Source organism: Fibrella aquatica, assembly GCF_041321135.1.
Taxonomy (GTDB): Bacteria; Bacteroidota; Bacteroidia; order Cytophagales; family Spirosomataceae; genus Fibrella; species Fibrella aquatica.
In genome coordinates this window covers 597,770-611,586 of sequence record NZ_JBGGWF010000004.1, presented here as the reverse complement: position 1 = coordinate 611,586, position 13,817 = coordinate 597,770, and the positions used below count along the sequence as shown (strand labels likewise).

At 54.0% G+C, this 13,817-nt stretch carries 8 protein-coding genes; 7 read left to right on the top strand and 1 reads right to left on the bottom strand.

Translation table 11 applies throughout. The features are described 5' to 3' along the window. Nucleotides 1–86: 86 nt before the first annotated feature. Nucleotides 87–2,615 carry a nitrite reductase large subunit NirB gene (gene nirB, locus ACAW87_RS13255; RefSeq protein WP_370723874.1) on the bottom strand — a complete coding sequence of 843 codons (2,529 nt, stop codon included), beginning with the start codon at nt 2,613–2,615 and terminating at the stop codon, nt 87–89. A gap of 270 nt (nt 2,616–2,885) precedes the next feature. On the opposite strand from nirB, the gene cobA reads away from it, so the two are divergent. From cobA to ACAW87_RS13220, 7 genes are all read left to right on the top strand, one after another. Further along, on the top strand, nt 2,886–3,653 hold the full coding sequence (gene cobA, locus ACAW87_RS13250) for a uroporphyrinogen-III C-methyltransferase (RefSeq protein WP_370723873.1): 768 nt from the start codon (nt 2,886–2,888) through the stop codon (nt 3,651–3,653). Nucleotides 3,654–3,951: 298 nt separating this feature from the next. Next, nucleotides 3,952–5,427 (top strand): alginate export family protein, encoded by a 1,476-nt coding sequence (locus ACAW87_RS13245; protein WP_370723920.1) that lies wholly within the window; start codon nt 3,952–3,954, stop codon nt 5,425–5,427. Between the two features lie 4 nt (nt 5,428–5,431). Next, a complete protein-coding gene (locus tag ACAW87_RS13240) occupies nt 5,432–6,631 on the top strand; it encodes a CmpA/NrtA family ABC transporter substrate-binding protein (RefSeq protein ID WP_370723872.1) in 1,200 nt (399 codons plus the stop codon). Nucleotides 6,632–6,644: 13 nt separating this feature from the next. Then, complete coding sequence (gene ntrB / locus ACAW87_RS13235) at nt 6,645–7,427, top strand: nitrate ABC transporter permease (RefSeq protein WP_370723871.1); 783 nt, start codon at nt 6,645–6,647, stop codon at nt 7,425–7,427. Between the two features lie 110 nt (nt 7,428–7,537). Further along, nucleotides 7,538–8,422, top strand: coding sequence for an ABC transporter ATP-binding protein (locus ACAW87_RS13230; protein WP_370723870.1), 885 nt, complete (start codon nt 7,538–7,540; stop codon nt 8,420–8,422). A gap of 220 nt (nt 8,423–8,642) precedes the next feature. Then, entirely contained in the window at nt 8,643–9,959 is a 1,317-nt protein-coding gene (locus ACAW87_RS13225) for a NarK family nitrate/nitrite MFS transporter (protein ID WP_370723869.1), read from the top strand. A 225-nt stretch (nt 9,960–10,184) separates the two neighbouring features. Further along, a complete protein-coding gene (locus ACAW87_RS13220) occupies nt 10,185–13,772 on the top strand; it encodes a molybdopterin-dependent oxidoreductase (protein WP_370723868.1) in 3,588 nt (1,195 codons plus the stop codon). Nucleotides 13,773–13,817 lie beyond the last annotated feature (45 nt).

Here is a 13,817-nt window from a genome sequence, read left to right as displayed (position 1 = left end):
TTGAGTGAGAATGTCACCCTGAGCGGAGTCGAAGGGCCTAGCTCGCGAAGCAATACACTAAACGCTAGCGCGGTTGTCGTTAAAATCTAACGTGCCCAATCCTGGGCTTGAATTTGATCGCGCATGGGGGCAAAATGAACGGTTGGGTCTTTGAGTGTTGGGGCGTTGACAAAGTGAGTGAACCGTTGGCGGAGTTCGGGCGTCTCAACCACGGCTTTCCATTCGCAGCTGTAGTTGGCAATCAGCGCCTCCATTTCCTGTTCCAGTTCGGCAGCAATACCGAGGCTATCCTCGACAATCACGGCTTTCAGGTACGTGATACCGCCTTCCATTTTGTTAATCCAGGTAGCGGTGCGCATGAGGGGGTCGGCAGTTTTGATATAAAACATCAGGAACCGGTCGATCAGCTTTACACAGGTTGCCTTGTCAACATCCGATACCAGCAGGTGCGCGTGCTGCGGTTTGGCCCCGCCGTTACCACCTACGTAGAGGTTCCAGCCTTTCTCAGTGGCGATAATGCCAAAATCTTTACTTTGTGCCTCGGCACATTCACGCACGCAACCCGACACCCCCGATTTAAATTTATGCGGTGCCCGAATGCCTTTGTACCTATTCTCTATTTCAATGGCAAACGAGACGGAATCCTGCACCCCAAACCGACACCAGGTAGTGCCTACGCAGCTTTTCACCGTCCGAAGGGCTTTACCGTAGGCATGTCCACTCTCGAAACCGGCCGCAATTAGCTGCTCCCAGATCGAGGGAAGATCTCCCACGTGGGCACCGAACAAATCGATGCGCTGACCGCCGGTGATTTTGGTGTAAAGGCCGTATTGCTTGGCTACCTGACCGATCGCAATCAACTTGTCGGGCGTAATTTCGCCGCCCGGAATACGCGGAACAACCGAGTACGTACCGCCGCGCTGAAGGTTGGCCAGATAGCGGTCGTTGGAATCCTGAATGGGAGCGCGGTCTTTGTCGAGAATGTTCTCATTCCATAAGCTGGCCAGAATAGAAGCTACGGCGGGTTTGCACACTTCGCAGCCGTCGCCTTTGCCCAGCGTGTCGAGAATGGACCCGTAGGTAGTCAACTGGTTAATCTTGGCCAGATCGAGCAGTTCCTGCCGGGTGTAGTCGAAATGCTCGCATAAGACGTTTCTGACATACACGCCCTGCTGTTTCTGAACGGCCTGAATCAGGTCTTTCACCATAGGCGTGCAGCCTCCGCAACCCGTACAGGCTTTAGTTACTTTCTTTAAGGCATCGATGGTTGTGTGCCCATTCTCGCCAATTTCGTGGCAGAGTTGCGCTTTGGTCACGGCCTCGCACGAACAGATTAACGCTTCATCGGGCAGACTCATCACACCCGCACCGGGTACTTCTTCGCCACCGCGGTTGCCCAGGATCAGGTCTTCAGGGTCGGGCGGGAGGATCGTCTTGTTCTTGCAAACCTGTAATAACTGGTTGTATTCGGCGGCATCACCTACCAGAATGCCGCCCAGCAGTGTGGTTCCGTCGGCGCTGATATTGATGCGCTTGTAAACGCCTTTTGCCTTGTTTTCGTAACAAACCGTGCGGCAGTCATCGCCTTCGGCAAAGGCCTCACCAAAACTGGCCACGTCGACACCGATCAGCTTCAGTTTGGTCGACATATCGAAGGGCTGAAATTCACGTTCGGTGCCGGTAAGTCGCGCCGCTACTACATCGGCCATATCATAGGCCGGGGCCACCAGTCCGTAGATCATCGAGTGAACCAGCGCACACTCGCCAATGGCAAAAATGGCCGGGTCAGATGTTTGCAGGAAATTATCGACTACAATACCCCCGCGTGGATGCACGTCGAGACCACTGCGTTTAGCCAGCTCATCGCGCGGACGGATGCCAGCCGAGATCACCAGCATGTCGACGGGAATCGAAGAGCCATCGGCAAACTGCATCCCGTCGATTACACCGTCGCCCGTGAGTTGCTGCGTGCTTTTGTTCAGATGAATCTGAAGGCCCAGGTCTTCGAGCCGGCGTTGCAGAATAGCTGAACCCGCCGCATCGATCTGCCGGGGCATCAGGCGTGGCGCAAATTCAACCACATGGGCCGATTCCAGGCCTAGATCAAGCAGGGCGTTCGCTGCTTCAAGGCCCAGCAGTCCACCGCCCAGAACGGCACCGTGCCGGGCTTTGGTGGCGTAGGTACGTATCAGGTCAAGATCTTCGAGCGTGCGATACACGAACACGCCGTCTTTTTCAACACCCGGCAACGGCGGCACGAACGCCGAGGAGCCCGTAGCGAAGACCAGATAGTCATAAGGAACTACGTGACCGTGGTGCGAGCGAACCTCTTTCCGGTCGCGGTCAATTTCAACGACCGGGTCGGAGAGATAGAGCTGAATGTTGTTTTCCGAATACCAGCTTTCCGGGGCCAGGGCCAGCTCATCGGCGGTTTTCCCGGCGAAATAGGCACTTAAATGAACCCGGTCGTAAGCGATGCGGGGCTCTTCCCCGAAAACGGTCAGTGTAAAGGGTGTTGAACTGCCGGATTGTTTGGCAATAAGTTTTTCGCAGAATTTGTAGCCGGCCATGCCGTTGCCCAATACCACGATATGACGGTTTGTTTGTGTGTTCATAGTCAATAGTAACTACGTGTTTAGAATCACCCTGTTTTTTTATAGTACTAAACCAAGAAAATACCCCCGTAGTCTTGATTTTTACTTGCTTCAAAAGTAGACGTCGTTTTCAAGTATTCCTATTAAAAACATCGCAAAGAGGTTAAAATTCAAGATATATTTTGGTAAAAAGCTTTTTTCTCAAAATATAACCTCTACTTTTGGTGTAGTTATTCACGTAGTTATAAATGACTATGAATAGTATTTTTCTACTAATCAACTGCCACGGTTATGCGCACTACAGCTCCTAAACTTACCTTGGTTGGCGCCGGACCCGGAGACGCTGAATTGCTGACGTTGAAAGGCGTGAGGGTACTTGAAGAGGCCGATGCCGTGCTCTACGACGATCTGGCCAACCGAAGTCTGCTGGCTTATGCACCAGCTCATGCGCATCGGTACTATGTAGGCAAGCGGGCGGGGCAACCATCAACGCCACAGTCTGTCATCAATAAGCTGATTGTTGAGCTGGCCCATGAAGTAGGGCACGTGGTGCGGCTGAAAGGCGGCGATTCATTTGTGTTTGGACGGGGCTATGAAGAAATCGAGTATGCCCGGCTGCACGGACTTACCTGCGAGGTTGTGCCGGGTATATCGAGTTGCATTGCCGTACCGGCGTCGCAGGGAATACCCGTAACGAGCCGCGGTATCAGTGAGAGTTTCTGGGTGATCACAGGCACCACCCGAAGCGGCGAACTGTCGGCAGACCTTCGGTTGGCAGCACAGTCGAACGCAACGGTGGTGGTGCTGATGGGCTTATCGAAAGTAACGGAGTTATGCGAGCTGTATCGCCAGTTTGGTCGGGATCACCTGCCAATGGCTGTCATACAAAACGGGACACGCACCAACGAACGGTGCGTGGTTGGGCAAGTCTGGAATATACCACAATTGATTGCGGAACAGGGCGTGGGGGCGCCCGCCGTACTGATTGTTGGTGAGGTTGTTGCGCTGCATCCGGCCTATGTGGCTGAGTATGCGCAAGGCCTGTTACAGGCTTGTTAAGAAAAAAGCCGGTCTGGTGTGGGGGCACCTTGTAGACCGGCTTAACAGGGATTGTCTATGTGTCACACAAACAAAGCAAAGGAAATGAAAAATAGACCGTAAAGCAATTTAGCCGCGTGTACAAGCCCGGCTCTACGCGCCACCCACTACACCGGTGAGCGTGGCTTAGCACCATTCTGAGCCCTTTTTGCATCATTTTCACTGCTGAATTTCCACCACTTTCATGAAAATCTACCGTATCCGGTACTGGCTCCCGCTTGTGGCGCTGGTATGCGCACCGGGCCTTTTACTGGCCCAAATGACCCTGGTTGGCCAGGTACGTACCCGAACAGAAATCAGAAACGGCCTGGGTAATCTGGCCCCCAAAGATGCCAAAGCCGCGGCCTTTACCTCGCAACGTACCCGCCTCAGTTTCGGCTATAAATGGGATCGCGTGCTGTTCTCAACCGCCATTCAGGATGTTCGGGTTTGGGGGCAGGACGCCTCTACGATCAACAACGCTGATGGGAACCGATTGATGGTGCACGAGGCCTGGGCCGAAATTACCCTCGCTAACAGCGCCGACACGACTATTCCGTTCAAAGCCATTCAAAACCTGTCGCTGAAACTGGGTCGGCAGGAACTGGTCTATGACGATGTGCGCCTACTTGGTAACCTCGATTGGCTGCAACAGGCCCGCCGGTTCGATGCCGCCCTGCTGAAAGCGCAGCACCTGGGTTGGTCGCTCGATATTGGCGGCGGGTTCAACCAGAATTCAGACGCATTTGGCGTGGTAGGCACTGACTATGCGCCCGGTAACGTACCTGCGTCGGCACTATCAACAAAGAACGTGTCGCTGGCCATTCCGGCGGGGTTCATTCCGACGGCTGGTAAAGGCGGTGCGCCGGTGCTTATGAACGCGGTGAGTACCAATGGCCAGAATCAGCAGTTCAAATCGTTTCAGATGGCTTATCTGACGCGCAAATTTGGGCAGACAAAATTCTCGGCGCTCTTCTTCAAAGACGATTTTTCAAAGTATCGTATAGACAGTACCGGTAGCGCCTCAGCTGGGTACGTATATGGCCGTCGTTATAATCAGGCGGGGGTCAATTCACGCACTACCTACGGTGGTATGCTCCTTGGTCAGTTAGGTAATGCGTCGTCGAAATTTGGCAAAGTACAATGGCAGGCATTTGCTTACGGTCAGAGCGGCACCGACCGCGACGGGCTGACGATCAAGAACGCGTATCACTACGGCGGTAACCTGATGGTGCAGCGCGGATTATTGAGCACCGGTCCGGGCTATGAAGTGCTGTCGGGTAACAATGCCACTACGATTCAGGCGGGTCAAACGAGCCGGTTCGATCCACTCTACGGTACACCGCACAAGCATTGGGGCTACATGGATTACTTCTTCGTGGGAACGGGTTCGCCCGCGGGTGGTTTGCAGGATGCGTTCTGGAAATTCAAATACGCCGGTTCACGCCTGACCGCCACCTTCGATGTGCATTATTTCTCGCTGGCTGCGCCAACCTACAATAAGACGACCGATGCGCCAACCGGTTCGCTGATTAAGTCGAAACTGGGTGTCGAATATGATTTTATCGCCACCTACGCACTAAACAAATTTACCGCACTTGAATTTGGCTATGCCGTGATGAATGGCACCAACAGCTTGGAATACACCAAGCAAGGCACTATGAATCAGCGCGACAAAGTAGGTACGTGGTCGTACCTGATGATCAACATTCGCCCCGATTTTCTCTATACCAAACCAGTGGCAATCAAACAATAATAGCATGAAAACGAACTATATACGCCTTGTTATTCTAGCCCTGATTCCGGTGTTTGCTGTTACTACGGCGCTCAAACCGGCTTCAACTCCAATCAAACTAGGCTTCATTCCGCTCACCGACTGCGCGCCGCTTGTCGTGGCTAAAGAACTCGGCCTGTTTCAGAAATACGGTGTCGATGTGCAGTTAAGCAAAGAAGCGTCGTGGGCCAACATCCGTGACAAAGTGCTGAACGGCGAACTCGATGGCGCACACTGCCTTTTCTCGATGCCAGCCTCTGTTTACACTGGCATTGGTGGCAAAGCTGGCTCGGAGATGAAAATTGCCATGGTGCTCAACAACAACGGGCAGGCCATTACACTATCTAAAGATTTTTGCGGGCTAGTGGGCTTCAAAGATCTTAAGAAGGTAGGCGCGGCTATTGCGCAAATCAAACAGCGTAAGGAAGTTACGTTTGCCATGACGTTTCCCGGCGGCACGCACGATATCTGGCTGCGCAATTGGCTGGCGGCAGCGGGGGTAAATCAGAAGTCGGTGGGTATCATCACCATTCCACCACCGCAGATGGTGGCCAACATGAAGGTAGACAATATGGAAGGCTTTAGCGTGGGCGAACCCTGGAATGGCGTAGCTGTGGCCCAAAACGTAGGTTTCACGCACATTGCCTCGCAGGATATCTGGAAAGATCACCCGGAAAAAGCGCTGGTTGTGAACAGTCAGTTTTCGTCGGCCCGCCGCGCTGATTTGAAAAACGTGATGAAAGCGATCATTGAAGCGAGTCGCTGGCTCGACAACATGAGTAATCGTAAAAAAGCCGCTGCCTGGCTTAGTAAACCGTATTATGTGAACGCGCCGGTGGCCGTTCTCGAAGCTCGCCTGATGGGTTCTACCGATCTGGGTTGCGAGCTAGGTGTTCAGAAGTACGGTGCCGACAAGATGAATTTCTACAACAACGGTATCGTGTGTACGCCTCTGAAGTCGCACTTGATGTGGTTCCTGTCACAATACGTTCGGTTCGGCTACCTCAAGTCGGCACCTGACTACAAAGGCATTTCTGAAAAGCTGATTCTCGACGACCTGTTTGCGGAAGTGGCCAAAGAAATGAACGTACCTGTACAGCCTGACATGCGGCCCATTAAAACGGCGTTCGATGTGGTATTTGATCCGCTGGCTCCGGCAGGCTATCTGGCGCTAACAAAACGGTAATAACTGACTGACTATGAAAAAGCTATTCACGTGGTCAACGTTGCTGACCGTTGGTTCATTTAGTGTCAGCATGCTGATTCTGCTGGGCATCTGGTCGCTGGTAACGCTGATTACGAAAAACGAAATTCCAGGACCGGTGGCTACCTGGACGGTGTTCTACGACCTGTTGCAGGACCCATTCTACGATTACGGCCCCAACGATAAAGGCATCGGCATTCAATTGTGGGCCTCTGTTAAACGGGTGTTCAGCGGATTTCTGATCGGCAGCCTGATTGCCATTCCGGCGGGTCTGCTGATGGGTGCTTCGAAAACGGGTATGCGGTTGCTGAACCCGATTGTCCAGATCCTTCGTCCGGTTTCGCCGCTTGCCTGGTTTCCGCTTGGGTTGCTGGCGTTCAAAGCGTCGGATGGGGCTACGGTGTTCATCATCGCCATTACGTCGCTCTGGCCAACGCTGGTGAACACAGCCTTTGGGGTGGCGAGTATTCCGCAGGATTTCAAGAATGTGGGTCGGGCTTACGGATTTCCCCTTGGCAAATACCTGACCAAAATCCTGATACCCTATGCGTTACCGCATATCATTACTGGTCTGCGCCTATCGATTGGTATTGCCTGGATGGTCATTGTGGCGGGCGAAATGCTGTCTGGCGGCGTTGGTATCGGCTTCTTCGTCTGGGATAGCTGGAATGGTCTGAGCCTGGAAAAAATTCTGTCGGCTATTCTTATCATCGGTATCGTTGGCCTACTCCTCGACAAACTGTTCAGCGGTTTTCAGAAGTGGGTCGCCTACGAATAAACTTAAGCTCACTGTCATTAAGTGGTCATTACGCAGCGCTGTCATTAAATGGTCATTTTTTGTCTGTCGATGAATGACAACCTAATGACAGCGCAGCGTAATGACTACTAATGACAATCAATAAAACCAACAACATGACTACTAATCTGATAGATAGCCCCGACGTACCTGTGCTGGGCACCGTTGATCGGTCCGTTAGTATTGACGTTAAAAACGTGACGGTTTCCTTTAAATCGTCGGGTAAACAGCCATTCACGGCGGTAAAAGACATTGACCTGACCATTGGGAAAGGGGAGATTGTCAGCATCATTGGCCACTCAGGCTGCGGCAAATCAACGCTGATGAACACCATTAGCGGCATGGTCAGCCCATCGGCAGGGGAGGTGCTGGTCAACGGAAAGCGCGTAACCGGACCCGGACCCGACCGGGGAATTGTCTTCCAGAATTACTCGCTGCTGCCCTGGCTGACGGTGTATCAGAATGTGTATCAGGCTGTCGATGCCGTGATGCCCAAAAAATCATCGGCCGAGAAAGCGGAGATCGTCATCAAGAACCTGGCGATGGTGAACCTGTCGGCACATCAGGATAAGCGTCCCGGTCAGTTGTCGGGGGGGATGAAACAGCGTGTGGCCATTGCCCGTGCCTTCTCGATCGACCCGTCGGTATTGCTGCTCGATGAGCCGTTTGGCGCCCTCGATGCCCTCACGAAAGGCAGCATGCACGTGGAATTGCTGAGGCTCTGGAACCTCGACAATCGGAACAAAACGATCGTGATGGTCACCCACGATATTGAAGAAGCCATTTTCCTGTCTGATCGGGTCGTGGTGATGAACGACGGTCCATCGGCAACCATCAATCAGATCGTTGATATCAATCTGCCGCGTCCACGCCACAAAAAAGACATCATTCACCTACCCGAATACATGGCTGTTCACGACAAACTGCTAAGCCTGCTGGTGAAGACATATTCTATTGATGATGAGGTGGTTGGTTAGTGTGGCTTTCTCGGCGTATTGCTGACGCATGGCCCTTCGACTAGGCGTCCCCGACAGGCTCAGGGTGACAATCTCACCCAAGTTCATCATGCACCTGCTTGAGTGAGTTGTCACCCTGAGCCCGTCGAAGGGCCATGCGTCAGCAACCTCACTGAAGCCCTCCACATCTCAAATCTGAACACTGCAAAACTTCCTTCCTCAGTCTACAAACTATCTCGTTATGAATCCTCAACACGCACCCCTTACCAGCCTGAATGTGCTGACATTCGGTGGCATTCAGATGCGCACGTTTCACATCACGTGGGTTACGTTTTTTGTCTGTTTCTTTGGCTGGTTTGGCCTGGCACCCCTCATGCCCGCCATCCGCGCCGACCTGGGCCTGACCAAACCGCAAGTGGGTAACACCATTATTGCGGCGGTGTCGGCCACGATTTTTGCCCGCCTCCTCATCGGCCGACTCTGCGATACCTGGGGGCCACGCAAAACCTACACAGCTCTGCTGGTCGTTGGCTCTTTGCCGGTTATGCTGGTGGGGCTGGCTCATGATTACACCTCGTTTTTGCTGTTCCGGCTGGCCATTGGCATCATCGGTGCGTCGTTCGTCATCACCCAGTTTCACACGTCGATGATGTTTGCTCCGAATATCAAAGGCACAGCCAATGCGGTGGCAGGCGGCTGGGGGAATCTGGGCGGTGGCGTCACTCAATTAATTATGCCACTGATTATGACCACGATCATGGGTTTTGGGTACGTTAAAGCCGATGCCTGGCGATTGGCCATGATTGTTCCCGGTGTTTTGATGCTCGTGATGGCGTACGTGTATTATGCCTACACAAAAGATACGCCCGCTGGTAACTATAACGATGAGATTGAGCGCACAGCGACGACCAAAAGCAGCGTCCCGTTCTGGAAAGCCTGTGCCGACGTCCGGGTGTGGGCGTTAGCCCTTGCCTATGCCGGTTGTTTCGGGATGGAAATCACCTTTGATGGGGTAGCCGCCCTCTACTTCTTCGACAACTTTCACGTATCGATGACTGAAGCCGGTTTCTGGGCCATGCTGTTTGGCTTCATGAACCTCTTTGCCCGTGCGCTCGGCGGTATCCTGGCCGACCGCGTAGGACGTACCTATGGCATGCGCGGGAAAGGCTGGCTGCTGGCTGGTCTTCTCTTACTCGAAGGCGTAGGCGTATTCCTGTTTGCCCAATCGGGCAACCTGTCCATCGCTATTGTATCGATGCTGTCCTTTGCCCTGTTCCTGAAAATGGCCAACGGCAGCACCTACGCCATTGTACCCTTCGTGAATCCCAAAGCCGTGGGCGTAATCTCGGGCGTTGTTGGCGCAGGCGGTAACCTCGGTGGTATGCTGATGGGATTCCTGTTCAAGTCAGAAACCATCACCTACGGACAGGCTTTCGGCTACATTGGCATCGCCGTAGCCAGTGTTGGCGCGCTCCTGTTCCTGATCAATTTCAACGAGAAAACGCAGGTCGTTGATGAAAGTGAATTATTGCCAATCGTAGAGCGAGTGTCGGTGTGAGAATTAGCTGATTGATAGTTAGATAGTTGCTGCGAGAGGTAGGCTTCGCGCTGTAGGCCCTTCGACAGGCTCAGGGTGACAGGAAACCCAAGCAAGTGAATGATAAACTTGAGTGGGATTGTCACCCTGAGCCTGTCGAAGGGCCATGCGAAAGCAACCTACTGTGCAAAGCGAAATTGCTGCTAACCAATACCGTACTCATCCCTCTTTCTCCCTAAAAAAACCATGACGCATCAAACCACTTGCTGTTACTGTGGCGTTGGCTGCGGAGTTGTTGTGAAACAGACCACCGGCGGACAACTTTCTGTTGAAGGCGATACGCAACACCCATCGAATCGGGGGATGCTGTGTTCCAAGGGCATGACCCTGAATTATACGGTCATGGATCAGTCTGACCGGTTGCTGTATCCACAGATGCGATATAGTCGTGAGCGGCCGATGCAACGGGTAAGCTGGGATGCGGCATTGGAACGTACTGCGGCCGTTTTCAAGACGTTTATTCAGAAATACGGTCCCGATTCGGTCGCTTTCTATGTGTCAGGGCAATGCCTGACGGAGGAGTATTATCTGGTCAGTAAGCTGATTAAAGGGTTTATCGGCTCGAATAACATCGATACCAATTCGCGGCTGTGCATGAGTTCGGCGGTGGTGGGGTACAAATTGTCGCTGGGTGAAGATGCCGTGCCTGTTTGCTACGATGATATCGAAGAAGCCGACCTGTTTTATGTGCAGGGAGCCAATCCGGCCTGGTGTCATCCCATCATCTGGCGGCGGATCGAAGCGCACAAAGCGGCTAATCCGCAGGTACGTATCATCTGTGTCGACCCACGCCGTACCGATACCGCCCGCTCGGCCGACCTGCATCTGCCCATCCGCCCCGGTACCGATATTGTCCTCAACCACGCCATCGCCCGCCAACTGATTGAAACCGGGAAGATCGACGCCTCGTTTGTGGCTGACCACACCGACGGCTTTGCGGCCCTGCGTGAGCTTGTCATGCAACGGACCATTGACGAAGCGGCTGAACTATGTGGCATCGAAGCGGATGGGATTCGGCAGACGGCCGAGTGGATTGGGCAATCGAAAGGGTTTCTGTCGCTCTGGACAATGGGCCTGAATCAGTCGGTGGTGGGCGTGAATAAGAACCTGTCGCTTATCAACCTGCACCTGCTCACGGGGCGGATTGGAACGCCGGGTAACGGGCCGTTCTCGCTGACGGGACAACCCAATGCGATGGGAGGTCGTGAAGTAGGGGGGTTAGCCAATGCCTTGCCGGCTCACCGTGACGTGACCAATGCCGCCCACCGCGCAGAGATGGAGGCATTCTGGAATAGCCCAGTGTCTATTGCCCCCAAGCCCGGCCTTACGGCAACTGAGCTTGTCGATGCGCTGAACAATGATAAACTAAAGGCTATCTGGATCATTAACACGAATCCGGCGGTGAGTATGCCCGACGTGAATTCGACCGAAAAAGCCCTGAAAAACGCCCGGTTCGTTGTTGTGCAGGATATTTCGGCGCGGGCCGACACCGTTGCCTTTGCCGATGTGGTATTACCGGCCGCTGGCTGGCTGGAAAAAGAAGGCACGATGACCAACGCCGAACGCCGGATAACGTACCTGCCGAAAGTGCTAGACGCGCCCGGTGAAGCCCTGCCCGACGTGGAGATTATCTGGCGGTTTGCCCAGAAAATGGGTTTTGGCGATGCGTTCGCCTACCCCAATGCCGAAGCCGTTTACGCCGAATATGCCCGAAGCACCGCCCACACGAATGCCGACGTGACCGGCGTGACCTATGCCAGACTAAAGGAAAAACGGTCGATTCAGTGGCCTTACACGCTGGCCGATACGGAACCATCAGGTACGTCGCGCCTCTTCACCGACCATCTATTTTACACGCCGAACCAACGGGCTCAACTCCACGCGGTAGCTGATGAAAATTCGTCGGAACCTACCGATACTGATTTTCCGCTCGTACTCACTACAGGTCGGGTGCGTGACCAATGGCATACCATGACCAAGACGGGGCGGGTGGCCAAACTGAATCAACACGCGCCGTTGCCCCGGCTGCAAATTCACCCGGATGATGCCCGCGCTCGGGCTATCCGCGATGGGCAGTTGGTGAGCATTACTGGTCGCCGGGGTCAGGTACGTGTCACCGCCGAATTGTCGGAGGACGTTCGGCCCGGTCTGTGTTTTTTGCCCATGCACTGGGGCCGCGCACTGGCCGGAGATCCAGACAGCAGCACGCTGGGTCGCGCCAACAACCTCACCAACGCGCTGATTGATCCCCGATCGAAAGAGCCCGATTTCAAGTTCACGGCCGTTGAGGTGCTTCCGTATCAGAAACCGGCCGAAAAAATCATCTTAATTGGAGCGGGTTCGGCAGGGCTTGGCTTCATCAATGCCTACCGAAACCTGAATTCAATCGACGAAATTCACGTTTTTTCAGGCGAGATCTACCCGTTCTATAACCGCGTTCTGCTGCCCGATTACATCAGTGGCGCGCAATCGTGGGAGCAGCTCGTGAAACTGCGTGAAGACCAGTTTACCGAGGCGAACATCGTCGTGCACAAGGGGATCACCATCGCTCACATCGACCGGCGAAACAAGGTCGTGACCGATAGCGAAGGCGTTGAGCACAGCTACGACCGGCTGTTGCTGGGCATGGGCAGCCGCGCATTCATGCCGAAAGGTGTACCGAAGCTGCCCGGTATTTTCAACATGCGGTCGAGGCTGGACGCCGATGCATTGCTTCCGTTTCTGACGCCCGAACCCGTTGGCAACGTACCTGTAGAACCGCACACCGGAACGCCGACCGCCGTCATTGTGGGTGGGGGCCTGTTAGGGCTGGAACTGGCGGCATCGCTTCGGCAGATCGGCGTTCGCGTGTCGGTCATTCAGCGCATCAGCCGGTTCATGGAGCGGCAACTCGATCCGATAGCGGGCGATCTGCTGTATCAGGACCTGGTTGAGCGGGGTATCGAGGTGTATTTCAACGAAGAAGTTCAAACGTTTGTCGGCACCGATCGGGTGACGGGCGTACGGCTGAAATCGGGACGCACACTGGCCTGTCAGGTAGTGGTGATGGCCATCGGTACTGTACCCAACACCGAACTGGCTCGCGACGCTGGCCTTGTCTGCAACCGGGGCGTGGTGATCAACGATTATGGCCAAACGTCTGACCCCGACATTTTCGCGGCGGGTGAACTGGCGCAGTGGCGCGGGCAGATGTGGGGAATCACGCTGGCCGCCGAACAACAGGCTGAAGCCGCCGCGCGGTTCATTGCCGGCGATGTGTCGCAACCCTACAAAGGGAGCGTGTCGATGAATATTCTGAAGATGGAAGGGCTGCACCTCTGTAGTATCGGCCTGCCCGAAGTGCCTGCCAACCTCGACCCGGCGGAGCGCGCCGCTTATGAGGAGATCATCTTCATCGACAAGGCAAAACGCTATTACAAGAAGTGTATCGTTTACCGGGATAAGCTGGTGGGGGCGGTGCTGGTGGGCGACAAAAATGAGTTTCAGGAATTCCGGGATCTCATTGCCAACGGCACCGAACTAACCGAGAAACGCCTGCAACTGCTACGGGCCAGCAAAACGGCCGACCCGATTGCGGGTAAGCTGGTTTGCTCGTGCAATAACGTGGGGCAGGGAAATCTTGAACGGGCCATTGCTGGTGGTTGCACCGATTTCCAGAAGCTATGCCAGCAAACCGGCGCCGGTACCGGTTGCGGTTCCTGTCGACCTGAAGTACGGGGGATACTGGAAAAATGGTCATTAGGTAGTCATTTATTGTCATTAGGTGGTCATTAGTAGTATGTTGGCAAATGACGTGACGGAGTACCAACAATGAATGAC